Source organism: Hwangdonia sp. (genome assembly GCF_048381975.1).
Taxonomy (GTDB): Bacteria; Bacteroidota; Bacteroidia; order Flavobacteriales; family Flavobacteriaceae; genus Hwangdonia; species Hwangdonia seohaensis.
The window spans coordinates 202,134-226,785 of record NZ_JBLWYT010000007.1 but is presented as its reverse complement, the minus strand read 5'-3'; the positions used below and the strand labels follow the sequence as shown (position 1 = coordinate 226,785).

Annotated in this window: 24 protein-coding genes; 8 read left to right on the top strand and 16 right to left on the bottom strand. The window is 34.5% G+C overall.

All coding sequences use genetic code 11. The annotated features are described in order from the left end of the window. Nucleotides 1-92: 92 nt before the first annotated feature. From ACN5J7_RS13535 to ACN5J7_RS13480, 12 genes are all read right to left on the bottom strand, one after another. Entirely contained in the window at nucleotides 93-761 is a 669-nt protein-coding gene (locus ACN5J7_RS13535) for a hypothetical protein (RefSeq protein ID WP_418604315.1), read from the bottom strand. A 74-nt stretch (nucleotides 762-835) separates the two neighbouring features. Further along, nucleotides 836-1,354 carry an Hsp20/alpha crystallin family protein gene (locus ACN5J7_RS13530; RefSeq protein WP_311942840.1) on the bottom strand — a complete coding sequence of 173 codons (519 nt, stop codon included), beginning with the start codon at nucleotides 1,352-1,354 and terminating at the stop codon, nucleotides 836-838. Nucleotides 1,355-1,473: 119 nt separating this feature from the next. After that, nucleotides 1,474-1,887, bottom strand: a complete 414-nt coding sequence (locus ACN5J7_RS13525) for a hypothetical protein (RefSeq protein WP_311942835.1) — start codon at nucleotides 1,885-1,887, stop codon at nucleotides 1,474-1,476. A gap of 20 nt (nucleotides 1,888-1,907) precedes the next feature. After that, nucleotides 1,908-3,281: an MBL fold metallo-hydrolase gene (locus ACN5J7_RS13520; protein WP_311942829.1), complete on the bottom strand. Its 1,374-nt coding sequence runs from the start codon at nucleotides 3,279-3,281 to the stop codon at nucleotides 1,908-1,910. Nucleotides 3,282-3,286: 5 nt separating this feature from the next. Beyond that, entirely contained in the window at nucleotides 3,287-4,129 is an 843-nt protein-coding gene (locus tag ACN5J7_RS13515; protein ID WP_311942826.1) for an ATP cone domain-containing protein, read from the bottom strand. Between the two features lie 77 nt (nucleotides 4,130-4,206). Further along, a complete protein-coding gene (locus ACN5J7_RS13510) occupies nucleotides 4,207-5,037 on the bottom strand; it encodes a universal stress protein (protein ID WP_311942823.1) in 831 nt (276 codons plus the stop codon). An 11-nt stretch (nucleotides 5,038-5,048) separates the two neighbouring features. Then, nucleotides 5,049-5,903, bottom strand: coding sequence for a universal stress protein (locus ACN5J7_RS13505; protein ID WP_311942821.1), 855 nt, complete (start codon nucleotides 5,901-5,903; stop codon nucleotides 5,049-5,051). A gap of 24 nt (nucleotides 5,904-5,927) precedes the next feature. After that, nucleotides 5,928-6,776 carry a universal stress protein gene (locus tag ACN5J7_RS13500; protein ID WP_418604314.1) on the bottom strand — a complete coding sequence of 283 codons (849 nt, stop codon included), beginning with the start codon at nucleotides 6,774-6,776 and terminating at the stop codon, nucleotides 5,928-5,930. A 616-nt stretch (nucleotides 6,777-7,392) separates the two neighbouring features. After that, nucleotides 7,393-7,779: a hypothetical protein gene (locus ACN5J7_RS13495; protein WP_418604313.1), complete on the bottom strand. Its 387-nt coding sequence runs from the start codon at nucleotides 7,777-7,779 to the stop codon at nucleotides 7,393-7,395. A gap of 6 nt (nucleotides 7,780-7,785) precedes the next feature. Next, the gene (locus ACN5J7_RS13490; RefSeq protein WP_311942809.1) at nucleotides 7,786-8,634 is read right to left on the bottom strand and encodes a universal stress protein; all 849 of its coding nucleotides are present in this window, start codon (nucleotides 8,632-8,634) and stop codon (nucleotides 7,786-7,788) included. 84 nt (nucleotides 8,635-8,718) lie between these two features. After that, on the bottom strand, nucleotides 8,719-9,780 hold the full coding sequence (locus ACN5J7_RS13485) for a response regulator (protein WP_311942806.1): 1,062 nt from the start codon (nucleotides 9,778-9,780) through the stop codon (nucleotides 8,719-8,721). 100 nt (nucleotides 9,781-9,880) lie between these two features. Continuing rightward, the gene (locus ACN5J7_RS13480) at nucleotides 9,881-10,996 is read right to left on the bottom strand and encodes a PAS domain-containing sensor histidine kinase (protein WP_311942802.1); all 1,116 of its coding nucleotides are present in this window, start codon (nucleotides 10,994-10,996) and stop codon (nucleotides 9,881-9,883) included. Nucleotides 10,997-11,132: 136 nt separating this feature from the next. Here ACN5J7_RS13480 and ACN5J7_RS13475 point away from each other — a divergent pair, with 136 nt between their 5' ends. The 8 genes from ACN5J7_RS13475 to ACN5J7_RS13440 all read left to right on the top strand — a co-directional run bounded on the left by ACN5J7_RS13475 (nucleotide 11,133) and on the right by ACN5J7_RS13440 (nucleotide 18,383). Continuing rightward, the gene (locus tag ACN5J7_RS13475; protein ID WP_311942798.1) at nucleotides 11,133-11,540 is read left to right on the top strand and encodes a hypothetical protein; all 408 of its coding nucleotides are present in this window, start codon (nucleotides 11,133-11,135) and stop codon (nucleotides 11,538-11,540) included. A 169-nt stretch (nucleotides 11,541-11,709) separates the two neighbouring features. Then, nucleotides 11,710-12,603, top strand: coding sequence for a DnaJ C-terminal domain-containing protein (locus ACN5J7_RS13470; RefSeq protein ID WP_418604312.1), 894 nt, complete (start codon nucleotides 11,710-11,712; stop codon nucleotides 12,601-12,603). Beyond that, nucleotides 12,603-12,899, top strand: a complete 297-nt coding sequence (locus tag ACN5J7_RS13465) for a chaperone modulator CbpM (protein ID WP_311942791.1) — start codon at nucleotides 12,603-12,605, stop codon at nucleotides 12,897-12,899. Before ACN5J7_RS13470 ends, ACN5J7_RS13465 begins: the two co-directional genes overlap by 1 nt. Nucleotides 12,900-12,907: 8 nt before the next feature. Continuing rightward, nucleotides 12,908-13,819 (top strand): mechanosensitive ion channel family protein, encoded by a 912-nt coding sequence (locus tag ACN5J7_RS13460; protein WP_311942788.1) that lies wholly within the window; start codon nucleotides 12,908-12,910, stop codon nucleotides 13,817-13,819. Nucleotides 13,820-13,935: 116 nt separating this feature from the next. Then, nucleotides 13,936-15,903 (top strand): heavy metal translocating P-type ATPase, encoded by a 1,968-nt coding sequence (locus ACN5J7_RS13455; protein ID WP_418604311.1) that lies wholly within the window; start codon nucleotides 13,936-13,938, stop codon nucleotides 15,901-15,903. A 113-nt stretch (nucleotides 15,904-16,016) separates the two neighbouring features. Further along, the gene (locus ACN5J7_RS13450; protein ID WP_418604310.1) at nucleotides 16,017-16,625 is read left to right on the top strand and encodes a CDP-alcohol phosphatidyltransferase family protein; all 609 of its coding nucleotides are present in this window, start codon (nucleotides 16,017-16,019) and stop codon (nucleotides 16,623-16,625) included. Continuing rightward, on the top strand, nucleotides 16,625-17,842 hold the full coding sequence (locus ACN5J7_RS13445) for a metallophosphoesterase (protein ID WP_418604309.1): 1,218 nt from the start codon (nucleotides 16,625-16,627) through the stop codon (nucleotides 17,840-17,842). Before ACN5J7_RS13450 ends, ACN5J7_RS13445 begins: the two co-directional genes overlap by 1 nt. A 76-nt stretch (nucleotides 17,843-17,918) precedes the next feature. Then, a complete protein-coding gene (locus ACN5J7_RS13440; protein ID WP_418604308.1) occupies nucleotides 17,919-18,383 on the top strand; it encodes a pyridoxamine 5'-phosphate oxidase family protein in 465 nt (154 codons plus the stop codon). Nucleotides 18,384-18,439: 56 nt separating this feature from the next. On the opposite strand, the gene secDF is transcribed toward ACN5J7_RS13440, so the two are convergent. The 4 genes from secDF to ACN5J7_RS13420 all read right to left on the bottom strand — a co-directional run bounded on the left by secDF (nucleotide 18,440) and on the right by ACN5J7_RS13420 (nucleotide 24,595). Further along, nucleotides 18,440-21,433 (bottom strand): protein translocase subunit SecDF, encoded by a 2,994-nt coding sequence (gene secDF / locus ACN5J7_RS13435; protein ID WP_418604307.1) that lies wholly within the window; start codon nucleotides 21,431-21,433, stop codon nucleotides 18,440-18,442. Between the two features lie 271 nt (nucleotides 21,434-21,704). After that, a complete protein-coding gene (locus ACN5J7_RS13430) occupies nucleotides 21,705-22,319 on the bottom strand; it encodes a hypothetical protein (protein ID WP_418604306.1) in 615 nt (204 codons plus the stop codon). Between the two features lie 72 nt (nucleotides 22,320-22,391). After that, a complete protein-coding gene (gene mdh, locus ACN5J7_RS13425) occupies nucleotides 22,392-23,318 on the bottom strand; it encodes a malate dehydrogenase (RefSeq protein WP_418604305.1) in 927 nt (308 codons plus the stop codon). 239 nt (nucleotides 23,319-23,557) lie between these two features. After that, the gene (locus ACN5J7_RS13420; RefSeq protein ID WP_418604304.1) at nucleotides 23,558-24,595 is read right to left on the bottom strand and encodes a DUF6588 family protein; all 1,038 of its coding nucleotides are present in this window, start codon (nucleotides 24,593-24,595) and stop codon (nucleotides 23,558-23,560) included. Between the last annotated feature and the right edge of the window lie 57 nt (nucleotides 24,596-24,652).

Below are 24,652 nucleotides of genomic sequence, written 5' to 3'. Positions count from 1 at the left end.
GTACTCAAAATAAGCATAAATTATACATATCCATATATTTTATAAATTTTTAAAATTGAGGGCAATCGTGCTGTTTATCATTACCTCAATTATTATTTAATAGCTTCTGTATTGGTTTCATCAATTAATGGTTTTGGATTGGTAAGTTGTTGTTCTTCTAAAACCACCATAACCAACCTAACGTAATCGTTTACGGTTTCTTTCACAGATTCTGGATCGATAATATCTATATAACCCTTCCAAATTAATTCCCTGTCTTTTGTAGGGCAAATGCAATACATAGATGTTTCGGCATGATAAACGGTATATTCGTTATAATACTCCGGGTTGTAAAAGGCATCTTGATATTTTAAATAATCTTCACTAAACCTCCTATATGTATTATCATATTGGTGATAATCATTTCTGTACGAAATTTTGTCTTCTACTCCAATTACCTTTGTGAATAAAATAGTATCAAACCCGTCTGCAATAAGGTTGTTCTCTAACCGTTTTAATTCTTCTTCCGACTGTTTTTCTGAGGTGATCGACGCTTCAAATTGCTCTAAACCCGTTACTGCTTCTATGCCTCTAGATTCGTATTCTGCTTTTAATTTGTTTTCAAATTGTTCTCTCGCTTCTAAATTTGAAGTCACACCCACAATTAAAATTTTACTTGGGTTGTAAATATCAATATCTGGATTTTTCCAGTTTTCAACCAATTGTGTTGTTGAGCAACTAGCAAGCAATAAGAAAACCCCGAATAGTTTTAAGTATTTCATTTTAAGTTATTTTAAGATTAAAAAAAAGCAGAAAGTAATTTATAAGCCAATTACGTTCTGCCTTAAACAAGCTGCTAAAGCACTTCAATAACTTTTTTAGGAATTTCTTTTTCCAAAACATTGTCTTGCTTTAATAACTTTAATTTTAGAATGCCATTTTTATATGATGCCTTTACATCTTGGTTTAAATCTACCGAAGGCGGAAGCATCATTGATCTTTTAAAGGATTCATAACTAAACTCTTTACGGGAATAATCATCTTCCTTTTGCTCGTCTTCCATTTCCTTTTCTGCGCAAACATGAAGCACATCATCTTCAATGGTAACTTCAAAATCCTTTTTGTTAAACCCGGGAGCTGCAAATTCAATTTCAAAACCTTCTTTTTGTTCTTTTACGTTCAAAGCTGGCATTAAACTATCATCTGCAAAAAATGCATCATCAAAAACATCGTCAAATCTTGAAAGGTTATTCAAATTTGGGTTAAACAATCTGCTTCCCCAAGGTCTTAATAAATTATGGTTCCAAGGCGTTAATAATCTGCTCTCAAATGGCGATAATCTATTTCGTTTTCTGCGTTTTAAAAGTGTTGACATAACATTATATTTTTAAGTTAAACGTACAATTACAACACTAATATATTTATAGCAAAGTGGTTTTACAATGATATATATCAGCCATTTACAGCGTTTTTTATGTATTTTACGACGTTTGTTTAAGGAATAAAAACACTTTCTAGATATTGAAACAGTCTAAATTTAAAGTCGAAAATTTCAGATTTAAAATTGAATATATTTAGCTCTAAATCGTCGTGCTTTTTTATGACAATGTTATCACAAACCAAACCCTCAAACTTCATCTTTTCAATTTGATTGGTATGTAAATTTAACTCGCTCAGCAAAGCCTTATTGTCTTTTTTTAAAACATGTAATTCTCGTTTGTATTTAACCAAGTTTTCATATAAATTCATTTCTTGGGGTTTGTAAATGGATTTGCTTAGTAAAGATTTATAAAATTTTAGTTCAAACTGTATATTTTCAAGATTGGCTATATCTCTCAAAATATGGTAATGCAATTCTTCAATGGTTTTAGTACGACTAAAGCTGGTATATGTTTGTTGTTTTTTCATTTTGGTAATGATTTTAAAAATTATAGCCTTACTTTTTCAACATCAGTGAGTTTCGGTATTTTAACCTGCCAACCATACGTGTCTTGTATTTTAACCCGAAAGGCATCTAAAGCAGTTGATTCGCCGTGAATTAAATACACGGTTTCCGGTATGTTTTTTATGTTGCCCATCCAATCGAGCAAATCCTTTTGATCGGCATGTGCCGATAGACTTTCAACACACTTAATAGTAGCTTTTACCGGATAGTATTTTCCGAAAAAGCGTATTTCGTGAGCGCCTTCCTGTAACTGCCTGCCTCTGGTTCCTTCGGCTTGATAGCCTACCAATAATACGGTTGTTGAAGGCTCGTCTATAAGTTGTTGCAAATAGGTAAGCACCCTACCACCCGTTACCATGCCGCTACCTGCAATAATTATTTTAGAGCGTTTATCGTCAATAGTTTCCCAAGTTTCTTTATAAGATTGAATAATATTTACATGATTGCACATGGCGTTATAGTCGGCCATTGATAATTTGTGCCACTTCGGAAATCGGTTAAAAACCTCCAAAACATTATTTCCCATAGGGCTATCTATAAAAATAGGAATGTTGGGTATTTTGTTTTCCCTGTAGAGTTTCCAAAGTAAATACATGAGTGTTTGCAAGCGTTCTACCGCAAAACTTGGAATGATTAAATTCCCTTTTTTATGAATGGTTTCTTTGATGAGTTTGGATAAAAGGGCTTCAATATTTTCATCTGGGTGCAATTTATTGCCATAAGTACTTTCAACAAATAAAAAGTCTGCCCATTCTGGTTTTTTGGGGCTATCCAACAAATAATCGTTTGGTCTGCCAATATCGCCCGAAAACACGAAGCGTTTTCCGCTAATATCCAATTCGATAAAAGTAGCGCCAATAATGTGCCCGTTGTACTTAAATCGATACGATATATTTCCGGATAGGGTAACCCATTTGTCGGGTATTCCAACTTGAAACCGCGCAATGGTTTTTTCTGCTTCAAACTTGGTGTAAAAAGGTAAAGCCGGATGGTGTTTTGTGTATTTTTCCTGGTTTGCTTTTTTGGCTTCTTCTTCGTGTATTTTAGCGCTGTCATTTAAAATAATTTCAGCAATAGCCAAAGTTGGTGCCGTTCCTATAATTTTACCTGTAAACCCCTGTTTTATTAATCGTGGCAAATACCCAACATGATCTAAATGGCCGTGCGTAAGCAAAACCAAATCAATGGTTTCAACATTAATAGGTAAATTGCTCCAATTAAGCTCCCTTAATTCCTTTAAGCCCTGAAACATGCCGCAATCGATCAATATGTTTTTTTCCGAGGTTTCCAAAAGAAATTTAGAACCCGTTACAACACCTGCTGCTCCCAAAAAATTGATTTTAACAAACTTTTCCATAGCTATTAATGATTACAAAGCATTTTTATTTCATTCAGTATTTTTTCTTTTCGTATTTCAGAAACCCCTAAATGGTCCAAGTAAAACGCATCGCCAATTAGTGATCGGCACAGCACCACATCTCTACTTAACAAAAACTGTTTTTCCCTGTTGGTTAGCAATGTTGAAACCGTAATTGGGTACAATCCCAATCGGTCTATTCTATCTTTTAAGCCATCATTTTCGGGGTAATCCCAACTCAATAAATACAAATTTGCACAATTGCCATATTGTATCGCATCTGTTGTAAAACGCGTGTTGGTTACCACCCAACCCTTGGTAAGCGTGGATTTGTTTTTATCTTTGGCATGCCAATGGGACTTTATATCGTTGTAGCGTGAATTTATGTAAAGCGGTATTTTTACATTGCAATTAAGGCCTTCTTCATTATGGAACTTACACTCTATTACCGTGGTTTCATTGTTTTTTTGCGCTATAACATCAATTTCGTGGGTTACGCATTTGCCTTGTAAAATTTTACCAACCTCGGTTTCATAACCAGAATATTGCAAAATGGCACTTATAAAACGCTCAAAAGGAAAACCCGTTGGTCCCAGCTCGTAAATGGCTTTTTTAAGTTTGTATTTTGATGCAAAATGGCTTTTCTTTCTTTTTAGTAATGAAAACGCCCTGTTATAGATTTCTTTTGTTGAAATGCCTTGGTAAAGTTCGTCCCTAACCTTATCAACTATTTGATTGACCGTTTGATGATCTGCGCCAGTGCGTTTTAAGGATGCTTTTAATTTATCCAATGAAAACTTTACTTTTTCACCAGAGGATTTAATAATTTCTATTGAAGCTGGTTTCATGGTCAAGGCTGTAAAATTTAAGGTTGTTAAGTCGTTTTAATGTAATTTGACAAGTTGGTGAACGTGACCCAATCAACTTATTCCGGTATCACCAAAAACGGAATGGTGGGTTTAAATCCTATCTTCTTTATAATGGGTTCGTTAACTATTTTTTCTATAAAACTTTGTTTATAGTTCACCATAGCTAACATGTCTATATCCAGTTCTTCAATAAAATCGTTGATTTCTGCCGTTTTTTTATCATACTTGGGCATCCAATGTAAGCTGTAATCATGATTGTTTAAATGGCTTTGTAAAATCATCAAGTTATATTCCTGGATATCGCTGAGTTCTTCTTTTTCATTTATATGTACAATTCTAATTTTAGAGTCGTGTAAATCTGCTAGTTTTGTTAACGGCTCTATTTCGTCCATTCCATAAAAGCGGTTGTAGTCCGTTGGGAAAGCAATTTGTTTTGGTGTGATAAAATCGTACTCTTCCGGCACAATTAAAACGGGACAATTTCTAAAGCTATTAATAACCCGTACGGTATTACTGCCAAAGAAAAACTCTTTTGCACCGGTGGCGCCTTTTGTTCCCATAACGATTAGATCGATTTGCCATTTTTTAACCGCATTTTTTACAGCGGATAATAAATCTTCTGAACTTAAAATGGTTTTAAAATCATGATTTGGGTTGGCAGTACTGGTTTCGGCCAATGCCTTTAAATCTTTTAACTCGGTCTTGGCGTCTTCTCGCATTATTTTCAATAATTTGTTTGAAAGGTTGGATAGCTTAGAAACCTTAATATTCACGGAGTTTAAAAAATAAAAGGTGCACGGTTCGTTGGCATAAAGCTTTAAGGCGTACACTGTGGCACTCCATGAGTTATCCGAAAAATCTGTTGGAAGTAAAATATGGCGTTTCATTGTTTTTTATTTTAATGTTTTTTTATTGTTTTTGCTGGAATGACTAAAAACGGAACGTTTAAATGAAACCCGATTTGGTTTATTTTAGATTTGAAAAACAAATTCTCGAAAAACGACCGTTTATTGTTAATCATTATTAATAAATTCACTTCTTTCCTTAATTGAAATTTAGTTATTGCTTCCGGAACCTTTTGATTACTTACACTGTGATATAAGCATTCATTATCCGAAAAATAGGTTTCCAATGTTTTTTTATGTGATTTTTGGGTTTCGGACAAATCGTAACCATAAGACACATTTAAAACATTTACACGGGAATTATAAAGTGACACGATGTTTAATATGGGTTTTATATGATGGTATTTATAGTCGATTTCATAATCTGTTGGAAATAGAACTTCTTGCGGTATTTCAAAATCGAAGCCATCAGGAATGGCTATTACCGGGCATTTTACGTTTTTAAAAACATGTACGGTATTTGTTCCGAACAAAACCTCTTTGGCACCCGTTGCGCCTTTGGTTCCCATAACTATATAATCAATCTCTTTTTCTTCAACAACATCCTTAATTTCGGGAATAAGCGTGTTAAAAACCGCCATAGTTTCTATGCTATGCTTTGGATTTTTAAACGTTGCTGTCATTTTCTCCTTAAAATCGTTTAGCCGTTTTAAGGAGTTTTCCCTAACCGCATCGACCAAACCAAATTGCGCCGGTTGCACCAATACATATTCTACGTGATAGATTATTGGCGTGTAGGTATTCAGCAAATAAAATTTACAGGTTTCGTTTTTAAAAAGCTGTAAAGCATAGGATATGGCATTCCAGGAATTTTCAGAAAAATCGGTGGGAAGAAGTATTTTTTTCATGGCTTTTAAAATTTTAATGGATTGTTAACTGCGTCTCATATTTTGCAATGCCAAAAACGGAATGTTCAGATTTAAGCTCAACTCGTCTATGGTAGATTGATACAACATACTCTCCAAAAAAGAATATCTTGTATTTACCATAACCAAAATGTCGGTGTTGTTTTCTGTAATGTATTTGTAAATGGCATTAATAATATGCTTGCTGTTTTCTATTTTAAAATTAATGGTGTTTTTGCACAATTCCCTTTCAATAAACGCCATATTGTCTTTTTGCCTTAATGATAATTTATTGCTCGTAGAAATGTAAAGCATATCTATTACGGCCCTAAAAGGAACTGCTATTTCGCATAGTAATTTTAGCTCTCTCCTTTTATACGGTATCATGTAATCTGTTGGGAAAAGAATATGCCTTGGTTGGGAGTATTTATAATTTTCCGGAATGGCCAAAACCGGACATTGCACATATTTTAAAACCTGTAAAGTGTAACTTCCAAAAGTTAGTTTTCTATCGTTTGTCTTACCACGGGTTCCCATTACAACAATATCAATATTTTGCTCATCCACAATTTTATTGGCCTCGTCAACCAACAAGTTATTGGACGATATACTATGGTACGTGTGCCTTGGGTTTGGAGACACACTGTGGGTAAACTTTAGGGTGCTTTTTAATTTTTCTTCGGAGTTTTTGCTAATAATTGCTGTAACGTTATCCAAAGATTCTTGGTCCAATAAATCTTCGTCTGCATAAATATCATCTTGATAGGCATGCATGAAATAAAACTCGCTAATTTCATATTTGAATAATTCTACGGCATATTGTATGGCGTTGATGGCGTTTTCAGAAAAATCGGTAGGTATTAGTATTTTTCTCATGGCGTTATATTTACAACTAAAGTTAAATACTATATTGTGCCAATACAATGATATATATCAGATTAAAACCCGTTTGATTGGATTTGATAAAAACTAAAAAAGGGGCTGTTTATTAACATCCCCTTTTTCAATTCACATTAGTAAAAATGCAAACTGATTAATAGCCACCATAAAACAGAAACAGGAAGCATAAACTTCCTGTTTCCCATTAAAAATATTTGATTTCAGCAATAAACCTTCCTAATGATTAATATACCTAACGCTAGTTATACTAAGTCTTCGGTTATAAATAGTATCAAATATTTCTAAATCAGCGTTAAACATCTTCCAATGAAAACGCTATTTTGTATAAAAAACAGGAAACCCAAGCTTCCTGTTTTTCCAAAGTATTTAATGTCATCATCTAACTTTTCGGTTTTCTACAACATACCCTTTATTGCTAAAGGCAACATTGCGGTTTTCCTGCCAAATAATAGCTTGAAACACTTTGTTTCGATAGTGCCGTTTTTCAACAACAATACCTATATTTTTATAACTCTGTAAAAGAACTCCTTAATTATAATGCTAATTTAGGTTGCTATTTTTAAATAGGAAATGATATATATCAGTTTGAAAATTAAACGGGTACAATACCATAAACCATATTAAGTAAAAACAATCCAATTAGAAATAACAAGGTGTAAATAAGCTGTACCAGTTTTATATTAATAAACTTTAAAACCGTAATGGTACGCTTTGGCACTATAAACAATGACAAGCCAACTAAAAGCGTTATCCATCCCATAAGCGTAATTACAAGTTTCCAATTAGGCTCCCAAATATTATGAAACAAAATATTTAACAAACCCATAATTATGGCAATAAACGATGAGATGGTTAGATGTTTTTCATCGTTCAAATTATTAAAAAACTGTTTAATGCGTTTTGGTTTGAAACTTAATATTAAAAAGAAAATAATAAGATACCAACCCCAAAATTTGGCTAAAAAAATTGAATGGTCCATAGTGTTTTAGTTTTTTTCGTGCAGTACCAAAAACGGCACTTCTGTATGATAACTTATTGCTTCAACTTTAGAGTGAAACAATATTTGCTGAAAATAATTTAGGTTTTTTGCCACCATGCAAATCATGTTTATACTTCGGCTTTCTACAAAGCATTGTATGGCATCTTCAACTTTTTTGTTAGTTAGATAGTGAAAACTAGGCTTAAAATGAATAAAATAATCTTCCAACAGTTCTTTGTTTTTATGCTGATCGCTGTCCAGATCTGCTCGCTTTTTACTTATGTGAAGGATGCGCAATGTAGATTGTTGGTTTTCTAAAATTTCTGAAAGCGGTTCTAGTATTTGTATATCGTAGGTTAACGAAAAATCTGTTGGAAACGCTATTTCTTCCAACCTAACAAATTTGGCCTGTTCAGGAATTGCCAAAGTGGTACATTTTACTTTGGTAATAACATCGCCCGTGTTGCTTCCAACAATAATTTTTTTTAAACCCGAAGCGCCTTTGGTGCCCATTACAATAAAATCTATTTTTTTTTCTTCAACCTGTTTTCTAACAGATTCTATAAAAAAATTATAATCCGCAAGGGTATAAAACTTATGTTTTTTATTGGGTAAAAACTCTTTGTTAATGCGTTTTAAAATGTTACGCAGCTGCAATTTTGCCGGTTTGGTATAAGCCTCTTCTATAGTTTCTCCTGGAGCTACATAAGGGCTGTCGCTATTCATAAAATTATCAAACCTACTTACGTTCAGCATGTAAAAGTTACAAGCTTCTTTTTCAAAAAAATTAATAGCGTATTTAATAGCATTCCATGAATTTTCTGAAAAATCTGTGGGAAGTAATATATTTTTCATCTGAAATCATCTTTACAAACACTAAATTACATGGTTAACCCTAGGTACGAAATGATATTAATCATTTTTAGCCGCGTTTGATATTTAACTGCTATTGATGTTTTTTAATTTTTCAATATCAATTACGCTAATATTTCTACCATCTGCTTTTATAATGCCTTGTTTTTTAAAGAGCGCCAAAGTTCGAATAAAGGTTTCCGGGGCAATACCCGCAACACTAGCTAAATCATTCCGGGAAATTTTTATAACATCGTCGGGTTTGCGGTTTATTTTTTCGGCAAACCTTAAAATAGTGGCTGCCGTTTTTTGGTTAACCGTGCTGTATGCCATTTGCAATAATTCCTCTTTTACTGATGAAAGATTATTTGCCAACAGCTCTATAAGCTCCATAACAACTTTTTGGTTTTGGTCGAGCAAGGTTTTAAACGCTACCATTGAAATTCCAATCAACTTGGTATCGGCAATAGCCGTTGCGGTTTCTTTATAGGGCGTGTTTTGGGTAAAGGAATGGTATCCAAACAAGTCGTCTTCTTTATATAGAGCCGTAACCAGTTCTTTGCCCAACTCGTTAATTTGGTGGCATTTTACAGCACCTTTGCTTATTAAATAAATATAATTTGAGTGCTCGCCCTCGCGGTAAATAACAGTTTCGTTTTTAAAGGTGAATGCAGTGCCGTGGTCTTCAAAAAAATTCTTTAAATCGTTTAATGTTTTTATTTCATTTTCATTGGGTAGATATACTTGTTTTTTTTGATTACTCTTTATTTCCTGTAAAATGGAAACTTTTGCCAAACGGCTTTCAATGGCGCTAATAATATCGCTTTCGGTAAACGGTTTAGTTATGTAATCGTCTGCGCCCAGATTCATGCCTTTTCTAACATCGCTGCGTTCTGTTTTGGCTGATAAAAATATAAAAGGAATGTATTTTGTGATTTTACTTTTTGACAGGGTTTTAAGCACCGCATAGCCATCCATTTCGGGCATCATAATATCGCAAACAATAATATCCGGCACATGCTTTTTCGCCATAACAACGCCCGCTTTACCATTTGAAGCTGTAATAACCTTATAGTCTGATAGTTCTAAAAGTTCTGCCGTATTTTCTCTTAAAACAGCATCATCTTCAATAAGTAAAACTGTTTTCATGCGCTATTAATTGTTGTTTTTTATCCCGACACCCATCAGAAATTACACAATATAAATATAATAATTATGTTGATTTAATCGCGTTTTAGTTAGTCGCATTTTATTGCTGTGCTGTATTTGGAAACGTTATTATAAAGGTAGAACCTTTGTTTTCTTTGCTCGAAAAGCTTATTGTGCCGCCTATATTTTCCAAATGATTTTTAACAATATTTAATCCAATTCCGGTGCCTTGGGTATTTAGAACGTTTTCTGCTCTAAAATAACGTTCAAAAATATGTTTCTGATCTTTTTCCGGTATGCCTATACCTTGGTCCTTAATTTTAAACGTTGTTGTTTCGCTGTTTTGTTTAACCTCTATATCTATGGTAGTATGCTCTGGCGAATAGTTAATGGCATTGTACAATAAATTGGACAGTATTAATTCAGTGATTTTTTCGTCTTGAAACATCGAAAAATCATCAATGTCCTGCGGGTAGTTTATTTGCTGCCCTTCCTTTAAAAGCATGTTGGCGTTATAGACCACTTCATTTATCACTTTGCTTAATTTAAAATGGGCAAACCTGTAGTTTACTTTACCCGATTCTAATTTTTCGAATGATAAAAAATCGTTTAAAATATTGTTTAAATAGTGTACTTTATCTGTAATCGTTTTTATATGCTTATCGCGTTTTTCCTGCTGTTCGGTTAAGGTATACTTGCCCAATAATTGGCTAGAGGTTAAAATGCCACTTAACGGTGTTTTAAACTCATGCGACACCAAGGATAAAAACTGAGTTTTCAACTCATTTAATTCTTTTTCTTTGCTCAAAGCGGTTTTCAGTTGTTGGGTTCTCTCTTCTATCTTTTGCTTTTCGGAAATATCCCTAACCATAGCCATAACGTAGGTTTTGTTATATATGGTAAACGGGTTTAATTCAACCTCTACAGGAAAAACGGTGCCATCTTTTTTTAAGCCAAAAATATCTACCGCTTCGCCCATTTTTCTGCGTTTGCCTCTTTTAACAAATTTTTCAAAATATACGGAATGGCTCGAATGGAAATGAGAAGGTATCAGTAAATTGAGTTCTTTATCTAAGATTTCATTTTTAGCATATCCAAAAATTGTTTCCGCAAATGAGTTAACCTCCATGATTTTTTGATGGTTATCAACTATAATAACACCCTCGGAAACGGCTTCGAGCAGAATATTAAATATTTCTTGATCTTGGTTAAACATAAAACTGGAGCTTTACGGACAGTGTTTCAAAGGTAGGAGAAAATTCTCATATTTTTTGCTTTCTACTGATTTATATCATAGTAAATATACAATTACTATGTAACTTTAATCCATTAATTAGTTGATAAACGCAAAAATGGAAACCAAAAAAAAGACCTTTATTAATTTTTACCAAAACCTCGGTAAACTATTTTATGCCATTGCTGCTGCAGACAAAAAAGTGGAAGACGCCGAGTACGACACACTAAAGGAATTGGTAAAAAAACATTGGCTAAATGTTGATGTTACCAAAGACGCTAACCAAACCGATGCGGCTTACCAAATAGACATTGTTTTTGACTGGTTGAATAATGAAAACAAATTAGATGCCAAGGCGTGTTTTAATGATTTTATAGCCTATAAAAACGAACAAAAACACTTATTTACAAACAAAGTAAAACGCTTGATTTTAAAAACGGCTTCGGAGATTGCACATGCTTTTTCCGGCATAAACAAATCTGAGCTTATACTACTTGCCAAACTTGATATTGAATTAAGAACATAACTATTAGAAGCGCTTCAGTGCATTTAAACCATTTGGGAAGTATTGCTAAAATCATTTAAGATGCTTATATTTATAACACTACAGAATTTAGAATTGAAAGCGAGCAACCCAATGAAGACGTTCTAGCATTTATTATCAATAAAAAAACTTAAACCTATAAAACAAATCAATGGCATTTATAGATTATTATAAAATATTGGGAGTTTCAAAAAAAGCTACCGAAGCCGAAATAAAAAAAGCCTACCGAAAGTTGGCACGTAAATACCATCCGGATTTAAACCCAAACGATAAGGTTGCAGAAAAAAAATTCAAGGATATCAACGAAGCCAATGAGGTGTTGAGCAACCCCGAAAACCGAAAAAAGTACGACCAATATGGCGAGCATTGGCAACACGGTGAAGCCTACGACAAGGCAAAACAGCAACAACAACATTCACGACAATACAGCACTCAAAGAGACTTTGGAGGCTACACTGAAGAAGATTTTTCAGATTTTTTCGAAAACATGTTTGGTGGCGCATCGTCCCGCGCTGGTGGCAGACAGGTAAAATTTAGAGGTCAGGATTTTAATGCTGAATTACAACTAAACCTAAAAGATGTTTACACCACCCATAAACGCACCTTAACCGTAAATAATAAAAACATCAGGATTACCATTCCTGCTGGTGTTGAAAATGGGCAAATCATTAAAATAAAAGGGCATGGTGGCAAAGGGGTAAATGGTGGACCCAATGGCGATTTATACATACAGTTTTCCATTGTAAACCACTCCAATTTTAAAAGAGACAAAAACAACCTTCACACCACTGTAGATTTGGATGTATATAATGCCCTTTTGGGCGGAGAGCTTATGATTGATACGTTTAACGGAAAAGTAAAATTAAACATTAAGCCAGAAACCCAAAACGGTGCAAAGGTAAAACTGAAAGGCAAAGGGTTTCCTAAATACAAAAAAGAAGGGCAATTTGGAGACCTGTACATTACCTATCAAATTAAACTACCCACAAATCTAACTTCGGAAGAGAAGGCCCTCATCAAACAATTACAAAAACTGCGTTCGTAATGGAAACACAAGATTTAATACCCATACAAGTAATCTGTAAGCGTTATAACATTCCTGTTTCATTTATCAACACGCTGCAAGAATTTCAGCTTATAGAAATAATTGTTGAAAAAGATGTTTTTTATATCCATACCACCCAAATAAAAGAGGTTGAAAAAATGATGCGCTTGCATTACGATTTGGATATAAATTTAGAAGGTGTCGATGTTATTTACAATTTATTAAAACAAGTTGAAAGTTTAAAAAACGAAATAAATACCTTGCATAACAAATTGCGATTTTATGAAGATTTATAAATAACAAAATGGAACAATTACTAAAGTGGCTTGATGCCAACCCAACATTTTACAGCATATTTAAATATATCCTGCTGGTTGCTTTTGTACTTATTATAATTCAAATTGTAAGGCGGTTTTTAAGAAAAAACGTCACCGATACCTCTGCGCGTTACAAGTCCCAAAAAGGCATAGAAATTATTGGGTACATTGTTTTGGTCATTTTGTCCTTTTCCTATTTTACAGGTAACATCAAAGACTTTACATTGGCTATAGGCCTGTTTTCAGCGGGTATTGCCTTTACGCTACAAGAGCTCATTTTAAGCATTGCTGGGTCTTTATACATCTTTATTGTAAAAGTGTACAAGCCTGGAGACCGCATTGAAATCAATGGTATTAAAGGAGACGTTATAGATATTGATAGCATGTACACCACCATGATGGAAATTGGGCAATGGGTAAGCAGCGATAACTATAGTGGACGCATTGTAAAACTGAGCAATGCCTTTGTTTTTAAAGGGCCGGTTTACAATTATTCGCAAGACTTTCCTTTTATTTGGGATGAATTCAACTTACCAATTAAATACGGTTCTGATATTGAACTGGCAAAATCCATCGTTATTAAAATTGCTTCGGAAACACTTTTTGATTTTACAAAGAATTCAAAATCAAAATGGAAAGAAATAGTTAACAAATACTATATTGAAGATGCCGTGGTGGACCCTACTTTAGCAATTACATTAACCGATAATTGGATTCAATTCAACCTGAGGTACATTGTTGATTACAAAAAAAGACGCCACACAAAACATATTTTAAACGATAAAATTGGTGAAGCCATTAAAAACACCAATAACAAAGTTGTTTTAGCATCTACAACCATAGAACTCATTAAGATTCCAGACTTAAAAGTTAATCTTGATGGGAAAAGCAATACATAATACAGCACGTTTTTTTAACCTAACAGCTTAAAATGAACCTTCTAAACACGAATGATTTTTTATTATTGAAATCTTTAAAAATTGCCTATTTTTAAACCAATAGGAACACGCTTTTAATGGAAAACAACAAAGAGAAAGGTCACAATCACAGTAAAATTTTCGGAAATAAATCAGAGCTCTATTTTGCTATTTTAAGTGGCATTTTTATGTTGATAGGGTTTTTAATAGAAAGGCTAACTCATGTAAACGAATGGTTGGCTTTAACGGGCTATATGATAGCTTATTTTTTTGGTGGTTATTTTATAACGATTGAGGCCTCAAAAAAAATCATTAAAGGCGGTTTTGATATCGATTTTTTAATGATTGCCGCTGCTGCAGGTGCCGCTTATATTGGTAGTTGGGCAGAAGGAGCGCTATTGTTGTTCTTGTTTAGCCTTGGGCATGCTTTAGAGCATTTCGCCATGAACAAAGCTAAAAAATCTATTGAAGCCCTTAACGAATTATCTCCTAAAACCGCTCATATTAAAAAAAATGGAAAACTTATAAAAGTCGCTATAGACGACTTAAAAATAAACGATATTATTGTTGTAAAACCCCATACAAAAATCGCAGCCGATGGTGTTGTAATAAGTGGTAGTTCCTGCGTAAACCAAGCACCAATAACCGGCGAAAGTATCCCCGTTGACAAAACACCTATTGAAAATACAACCCATCTGCCTGAATTTAATACCATCGATAAAAACCATGTGGTTTATACAGGTACCATTAATGGAGATAATGTTCTTGAAATTCTAGTTTTAAAATTAAGCAAAGACTCTACGGTATCCCGTTTAATTAAAATGGTTAGAGATGTTGAAACCCAAAAATCACCCACACAGCAACTAACAAAAAAATTCGAGAAGTGGTATGTTCCCATAGTAATATTGGTGGTTTTCCTATTGTGTTTTGCATATGTCATTCTAGATGAAAGTTTTGAAACCAGTCTGTACAGAGCCATAACGGTTTTGGTGGCCGCAAGCCCTTGTGCCTTAGCTATTTCAACCCCTAGCGCTGTGTTAAGTGGTGTCGCTAGGGCGGCTCAAAAAGGCATATTGATTAAAGGTGGAAAAGCGTTGGAAGATTTGGGGGAAATCACAACCATTGCCTTTGATAAAACTGGAACATTAACAGAAGGAAAACCTAAATTAACCCATGTAATTCCGCTTAATGATTTTGATGAGACAGCATTTGTCAAACTCGTTTTAAATGTTGAAAGTTTAAGCAATCATCCGCTGGCAAAGGCCATTTCAAAAGATATAAAAACACAATACAATATTGAGTCTCAAAATAAAGCTTCGCATGTAAACGCCATTCAAGGAAAAGGAATTCGCGCTATTTATTTAAATGAAGAAGTATTTATAGGAAATGTAAAGCTCATGGAAGATGCCGGCATTAAAGTGGGCAAAACGGTTATCTCAAAAATGAAAAACCTTTTGGAAAATGGCCATACCGTCATGCTTGTAGCCTTTAAAAATGAGGTTATAGGATTAATTAGTGTTATGGACCTACCCCGAAAAACCGCAGCGACAACCCTAATACGATTGAAAAAAATTGGTATTAAACGCATGATAATGCTTACCGGTGATCATCAAAACGTAGGTAATGCCATTGCTAAACAAATAGGACTCACAGATGTTAAGGGGAATTTATTGCCCGAGGACAAGGTTTCAGAAATACAAAAACTTATAGAACAGAACAAAAAAGTAGCCATGGTTGGCGATGGTGTAAATGATGCCCCCGCCATGGCCTTAAGTACGGTAAGCATTGCCATGGGAGCCGCAGGTAGCGATGTGGCTTTAGAAACTGCCGATGTGGCTTTAATGTCCGATAAAATCGAGAAATTACCTTATGCCATTGCCTTAAGCCGAAAATCCAAACAAATTATAAAACAAAACATTTTAATAAGTTTGGGCGTGGTTATAGTATTGGTTCCGGTTACTATTTTAGGATTGACAAACATTGGATTGGCCGTAGCTTTTCACGAAGGATCCACAATCGTGGTAGTTTTGAACGCCTTACGATTACTTCGCTATGATATGCGTTGATCATCAAAAATCAAAAAATAACTCTACCTCTACTATTGATTTTTTTAGGGTTAAACTGATATCTCTCATATTAAAACCAGAAGGTATCCATTAATTTTATAAAAAATAATAGTATGCTTACCTTCAAGAACTTTAATATTGCGGATTGGTTTTCGTTTTATAGAGTTGTAGCGGCACCTTTTCTTGTGTTATTATTATGGCTTGATGAACGGCAGCTTTTTGCATGGTTTTTACTGATTAGTTATATAACCGATGCCGTTGATGGTTATTTGGCTAGAAGGCTCAAAATAACAAGCCCTAGAGGTTCGCAGTTGGATTCCTTTGGCGATCAGATTACATTGATTGTCGGTCTTATTGGTCTGTTTTATTTTGAAACCGATTTTATCAAAAGCAACCTCGTGCTTGTACTTATTGCCTTTACGCCATACGTGGTTCAAATGATAATGGCCTATTTAAAGTATGGAAAAGCAACAGCGTTTCATACATATTTGGCAAAACTATCGGCGATAATGCAAAGTGTTTTTATTTTATGGGCATTATTTTTTTCACCAGAGTACGCTTTGTTTTATATTATGATAGGTATTGGTCTTTTAGAAACTTTTGAAGAAATTATGCTTATTTTAATGTACGATAATTGGGCTTCAGATGTCAAAGGGGTTTATTGGGCATTCAAAGACAAACGTCGACTTAAAAAAGAAGATAAAAAACGTAACACTCTATAATGCGAAGCTACTCACTATTTACCATTTTACTTTTATGTTTGGCCATCTTATTAATAGATGTTTTTGCTTTTTATTGGCTGCAATCTATAACCAAACTTATTACATCGGCATTTTTAAGACACGCTATCCACATCACATTTTGGGTGTTCACCATCGGGCTTATTATATCCATAATCATATTAAAAGTGAGGTTGAACGCAATTGACCCCAGAAGAAAACAACTGCTAATATCGTCATTATACGGCTTAACCATATCTTCATTTATCCCTAAAATAATTTTTGTTATTGTGATATCGATTTTATTCTTTACAAACTTTGTTTTTTCAGAAAAAGAATCGATTTTAATCATTCCGCTTATAGCCTTATTTTTCGGATTTTTACCTTTTTTCGTGATAGCTTTTGGCATTTTTAAATCGCTTTACAATTTTAAAATTTATCACGTCGAAATTAAATTCAATCACTTACCAAAAGCCTTCGAAAACTTAAGAATTGTTCAAATTTCGGATGCGCATTTAGGTAGTTTCAACCATCGTTTTCATATTTTAAATCGTGCCGTAAGTAAGATTAACCAATTGAAACCAGATTTAATTTTATTCACTGGAGATTTGGTAAACAATTATGCTTGGGAATTACGCGGATGGAGTAGAGTGTTCAGGAAATTATCGGCTACTATGGGCAAATATGCCGTTTTGGGCAACCATGATTACGGAGATTATAGTAGGTGGAACTCCAAAAAAGAAAAGCAAGAAAATTTTAATGCGATTAAGGATTTTTTTAAGGACATTGGTTTTAACCTGTTGCTCAATCAATCTGATATTATTGAAGAGAATAACGATAAAATAGCCATCATAGGTGTCGAAAATTGGGGACATCCGCCGTTCAAACAATATGGCGATTTGCAAAAAGCCATTAAAAACGTTGAAACCATTCCGTTTAAAATATTATTATCCCACGACCCTTCACATTGGACAAAGGAAGTGGTTGGCAAAACCGATATCGCGTTAACCTTATCCGGACACACCCATGGCATGCAAGCCGCTTTTAAATATAAAAATTTGCAATGGAGTCCTATTAAGTATAAATACAAACATTGGGCCGGTTTATACAATGAGAAAGACCAATACTTACATGTTAATCGTGGTTTGGGCTGGTTAGGGTTTCCCGGGAGGTTGGGCATGCGACCGGAAATTACGTTAATAGAAATTAAAACTGACTAATATCATATTCTAAAACCCAAATATTGAATAACTTACTTGAGTCTAACTAGGTGTGTCGCCTTAAAATAAAAATGCAATGATAAAAAATTTAGATTTAAAAGAAAGTCTCTTTATCCTTGAAAACAATTATATAGGGCATTTGTCGTACATCTATCAAAACAAGCCTTATGTGGTGCCCATTACCTATTATTTCGATCAGGTTAACAACGCTATTATTTGTTATTCGGGAGAAGGCCATAAAATAATAGCCATGAGAAAAAACAACGCCGTATCCCTTCAGGTTGCAGAAATCTCAACGGTTAACCATTGGAAATCGGTATTGGTCCACGGTAAATTCGAGCAGCAATTTGGTAGCGGTGCCAAGGCGTATCTTCATGCGTTTTCATTGGGTGTTAAGGATGTGGTTATGGAAAAAGAGCAAACCAAACTAGATTTTATCAGCGAGTTTTCCAGTAAAATTTTTAAAGGAGACACCCCAATTGTTTTTTTAATTAAGATAGAACACATTACCGGAAAAAAAAGGAAAGCATTAAATAGCTAAAATAAAAAAGCCTATCAAATACATGATAGGCTTTTCTTTTAAAGAAAAAATTTGAGTTAGTCGTTCTTCTTTTTTCCTTCTAATTTATTTACTGAATCGTACATAATCGGTGTTGCAATAAACAGCGATGAATACGTACCCACTATAACACCTACAATTAAGGCAAACATAAAGCCTCGAATTGAATCGCCACCAAAAATAAAGATGGATAACAACACTACTAACGTTGTTAACGATGTATTTAGTGTTCTACTTAAAGTACTGCTTAACGACACGTTTACTACTTTATCGAATTTCCAAGAAGTATGCTCGTTAAAAAACTCACGAATTCTATCGAATACTACCACGGTATCGTTTAACGAGTAACCAATAACCGTTAATATGGCGGCGATAAAAGCTTGGTCTATTTCCATGCTAAACGGCATGAATTTATAGGTTAGCGAGAATACCCCCAATACAATAAGTACATCATGGAAAACCGCTGCTACCGCACCCAATGAGTACTGCCATTTTTTAAATCGGAATAAGATATAAAGGAACACTACTATTAGCGAGCCCAATACAGCCCAAACCGAGGCTTGTTTAATATCGTCGGCAATGGTTGGAGATACTTTGTAAGATTCGAGTAATCCAACTTGTTTGTTTACATCGTTTAAGTCTAAAAACTTCTCATATGATATACCTTCTAAATAAGGAACAAGTCCATCATATAAAGCCTTTCTAATTTCTTCATCAACCTCAGATCCTGTTTCGTTAACCTTGTATTTGGTGGTTATTTTTAATTGATTGGCACTACCAAAAGTTTTAGCATCTGCACTTCCAAAAATTTCTGGTTGTGAAAGTACATCGGTAATTTCTGAAGCACTAACATCCTGTGCAAAACGCACTTGATAGGTTCTACCTCCAACAAAATCGACACCTTGATCTAAACTATTTGTAAACAACGAACCTAAACTTACCACAATGAATACCGCAGAAACCATATAAGCTACCTTGCGTTTCTTTAAGAATTCAATACTAATATTTCTGAAAAGATTTTTAGTTAATGCGGTTGAGAAATCAAGTTTTCCGCCTTTGTTAATATACCAGTCTACCAATAATCTGGTGATAAAAATAGCCGTAAATAACGATGTACCAATACCAATTAATAAGGTAGTTGCAAATCCTTTAATAGGCCCTGTTCCAAAAATAAATAAGATTAAGGCCGTTAAACCGGTTGTAATATTGGCATCTAAAATAGAAGACAAAGCGTTGCTAAATCCATCTTGAATAGCTTCTTTTTGTCCTTTACCTTTTACGATTTCCTCTCGAATACGCTCAAAGATAAGCACGTTCGCATCAACCGACATACCAATAGTTAACACAATACCCGCAATACCCGGTAAGGTTAATACGGCGCCTAAGCCAGATAAAATACCAAAGATTAATAAGATGTTTAAAACCATGGCGATATCTGCAAATCCACCCGCTTTTCCGTAATAGAAAATCATCCAAAGCAATACCAATGCCAAGGCAATCATAAACGATTTGGTACCACTATCAATGGCTTCTTGACCCAATGATGGCCCAACAACTTCACTTGAAATGATATCTGCCGATGCCGGTAATTTACCCGCACGCAGTACGTTTGCTAAATCTATGGCTTCGTTTAATGTAAAATCCCCTGAAATTGAAGAGCTTCCTCCGGCAATTGGTCCCGTAGTTACACCTGGGGCAGAATACACTATGTTATCTAAAACAATGGCAATTTGACTGCCTTGATTAAATGCATTCCCCGTCATTTCTTCCCAAACCTTAGCGCCTTTGGAATTCATTTGCATAGACACTTCAGATTTTCCCGTTGGTCCAAATTGGTTACGCGCATCGGTTACAACGGCACCACTTAATGGTGGCACGTTTTCTCTGTTACCTACTAAAGCGTATAAATCTACCAACTCGCTATTTTTATCTGGTTTGCCAAAAGCAAATTTTGCGTAACGGTGTTCTGCTGGCAATAAAGCTCTTACTTGTGGTAGGTTTAAATAATTTAAAACGGTTTCTTTATCTTTTAATTCGAAACTTGCAATTATCGGTCCGCCTTGGTAACCCTGGCCTTTAATTAAATCGAATATTGGATTTACACTTGAAATGGCAGTCGAATCGGTTTCAGCTTCACCCAAAAGGGCATCAATTTGCGAGTCTTCAGCGTTTTCTTCATCTTGAGGCTCTACCTCTTCATCAGCCACATCAACTTTAACGATGTCTTTTAAAACCTCGTTGGCCTGTACTAAAAACGGGAAAAACTGTTCCCCTTTATAAGCATCCCAAAACTCTAATTGTGCCGTACTTTGTAATAATCCTGTAGCACGCTCAACATCTTTAACACCTGGCAATTCCACTAAAATACGACCAGAATTACCTAAACGTTGAATGTTTGGTGAGGTTACACCAAACTCGTCAATACGCTTACGCAATACTTCAAAAGCTGATACTATCGACTCGTCTATTTTTGTTTCTATAATGCTTTTAACATCACTATCAGTCATACTTCCATTAATCTCACCATCTAAAGCTTTGGTGTAAAATATGTCTGGAGACGCTAATTTGGTATCGCCTTTAATTTTATCAAATGCTATAAAGAAATCTTCTAAATAGGTATTTTGACTGTTTTTTTGAAGCTCGGTAGCATCGTCCAATGCCTTATTAAAAACCGGATCTTTGGTATTGTTGGCCAATCCTTTTAAAATATCCTTAACCGATACTTGTAAGATTACGTTTATACCGCCTTTTAAATCCAAACCAAGATTCATGGCTTTTTGCTTCACATCGTTATACGTGAATTTTGCAATACCGATATTATAAACGGTATCATTAGCTATGGACTCTAGGTAGTTTGCTTCTTCATCACTTCTTTTTTCCCTGAAATCTTCCTCGGTATCTGGAATTTTATTTATAGCGATTTCTTGGGCTTGACTCTCAATTTGATTGGCTTTAAATGTGAATGATAATTGGTAAATACTTACCAAACCAAACAAGAGCGCAAATAATTTTACTAATCCTTTATTTTGCATTTTGTAATTTTTTGTGTCTTAGTTTCCCGCTTTATTCATTGATTCTAAATTCATAATTATGGTATTTATGAATCTCCGATTTTGTGGGAATGACAAGTTTAATGATTCACAAGGTTTTACCTTGTTCAAAAATTGTTTTTATTTTAAAACGAGCAAATATAGAATTTTCTCGTAGTATTTAACAATTTTATATTTTAATAATTTTGTTAGCTTTTTGTACTGAAACCGGTTTGGTGCCAGTTGTTTTTAAAAGCTGTTTTTTTGAAGTAATTTAAACCAAAGGTCCCGCTCTAACCTCGGGTATTTTGTGTGAGGTATTATCTATTGCAATGGCAATATTGTAATGGATTTTATAGGCTACTTTTTCGCCGCTTTCATTCACATCAAAAGCATTGATAAAAGCATATAAATTTGGATTTGATAATCTTTTACTTTCGGGCTTTAACTCAACAACCGAAGTGCCGTTTAAATCCCATGGCGCATCGTGCCCGTTTTGGATTTCATAAACATCGAGTTTATAGCTAACGGTGTTTTCATCAAAAGGAAGCTTTGAAGAATCTTCGTTTTCATTGTTTAAAGCTGCATCTAGAATGAGGTTCTTTTCTTTTGAAAAGGTCTTTTTTATACTCGCAACATCGGCATCACTGTGATACGTGATTTTTAGCTTACCGCCTTCTTCTTCCTTTATTTGAATATTGCTAACACCTAAATCCTGCAATTGCTGTTTTACAATAGCAATGGTTTTTTGTGATTCATCGGGTGTTATGGAAGCATCTGTAAATTGAAGAACAATTTCTTGATTTGGCACAATAGTTTGCTGCTGCGAAATAGCACCAAACAAGGTGATAATAACTATTAAAGCACTAATGTACCATTTTGAATTCATGCGCCAAATATAATAATAAAAGACTGTATTTCTACAGTCTTTATCATAAAATATAGTTTGTAATATTAAAGTTTACAATTCCAGTAAACCATTTGTTTTCTTAACGCCTTCGGCACTTTGTTGCATATGTGTTTTTTCAGCATCGCTTAACGGAATATCCACTATTTTTTCAATTCCGTTCTTGCCTAAAATTACCGGTACACCAATGCATAAATCGCTTAAACCGTATTCACCTTCCAATAAGGTTGAACAAGGGAACATTTTCTTTTGGTCGCAAGCAATGGCTTGTACCAATCCGGAAACTGCTGCACCTGGTGCATACCAAGCCGACGTACCTAATAATTTGGTTAAAGTAGCACCACCAACTTTAGTTTCTTCTTTTACTTGATTTAGTCTATCGTCAGATAAAAACTCAGAAACCTTAACACTATTTCGTGTGGCGTGCGATGTTAATGGCACCATGCCAGTATCGCTATGACCGCCTATAACCATGCCGTCTACATCGCTAATTGGAGCTTCTAAAGCTTCGGCTAATCTGTATTTAAAACGTGCGGAATCTAAAGCGCCGCCCATGCCTATAATTCTGTTTTTTGGTAAATTTGTTGTTTTATGAACCAAATACGTCATCGTATCCATTGGGTTACTCACCACAATAATAATGGTGTTTGGTGAGTGCTCAATTAAACTGGATGAAACCGATTTTACAATACCGGCATTAATACCAATTAATTCTTCGCGAGTCATTCCCGGCTTACGCGGAATACCCGAAGTTATCACACAAATATCGCTATTTGCCGTTTTGCTATAATCGTTTGTGATGCCTGTAATTTTGGTATCGAACCCGTTTAAAGATGCACACTGCATTAAATCCATCGCTTTACCTTCGGCATAGCCTTCTTTAATGTCTAATAATACAACTTCAGAAGCAAAGTTTTTAATCGCAATGTACTCTGCGCAACTAGCCCCTACTGCCCCTGCTCCAACTACTGTAACTTTCATAAAATTATTTTTTTAAAAGATTTGTGATATGTTATAAATTCTAGCCAAAAGTCATCATTTATTTTGATTTAAAACATGACTATTGTTTGTTTTATCGCTAAAAATTTTGGTTAACAAAAGTATGAATTAAAATGCTGTAAACGAAAAAAGTGCAAAATTAAAATCTTGCACTTTTTACTCAACTAATTATACAAACTAACTAAAACATTCATTTATTAAAAAATGAATTCAAAAAACCATTATCTAAATCCAAAATTTATACCTACTGAAAATGCATTAAACTCGGATAAATGGTATTCGGCATTTAATCTGAAAAAACCTATTTTTAATTTTGTACCAATAGTGCCTCTTACAGATGATGCTTCGCTTGATACCGAAAAAGGATCGGTAATGGTTTGAGAAAATAATGGTCCGTTTGATACGGTATAAGTCCCTAATAAATCCGATTCCGATTTACCTTTTATATACCCTAAACCGCCGTAAAAATTGATTACGGGCAATTTGGTTGATGCTATTAATTGGAACAACCACGTATTTGTATCATTTTCTATACGTTGATTACTACCGCTAATTCCGGTAGATCCAGATATATCATAAGTACCATCTAAATGGGTATAAGCTACCAAACCTGAAATGGCTACGGGCAGTAATTTATCGGCAGGCAACCATTTGGTAAACTCCATTTGCAATCCAGCGCCATACATGCTAATATCTACATCATCAGTATTAATTTTGGGCACAAAACGCGCTTTCAACTCAATACCTTTACTGAGTCCAATGGCACCTTGAATAAAGGCAGTTGGCAATAGGTTTGCCGTATCTGAACCAATGCCACTAGGTAAGGTTATGGTTTCCTGTTGAGGCCCTAAAATCGGGTCGTCATAAGTAACTACTATATCAATATCCGGTTCGTTTTCCCCTAAAGCAGTTGCAACAGATTTTGATGTTGAAGCATCTGTAAACGACACCACAAAATCTTGATCTGGGTCGCTATTGTAATCTGCAATATTCATTAAAAATGATTTGTGTTCATCTTGTATGGTTGAAGCATTGGCGATAATTGAAATTTCAAAACCTCCAAGTGGTTTGGCGTCTGCCGTATTAAACCAACCAGCATTCATGCTGTGCATTAAGCCATCTGTTCCCGACATTAAATAATCGTTGGCAAAACGTTCTGCATTTTTTACACCTGCGGCAAGAAGCGCATCTAAATCATTTTGAGCTTTTGAAGTAATTGTTGCTATACAAAACAACATAAGTAGAGTTAACTTTTTCATTTTATTTTAAGATTTGGGTTTGACAAAAATATAAAAAACATCGAATAAAACAACATT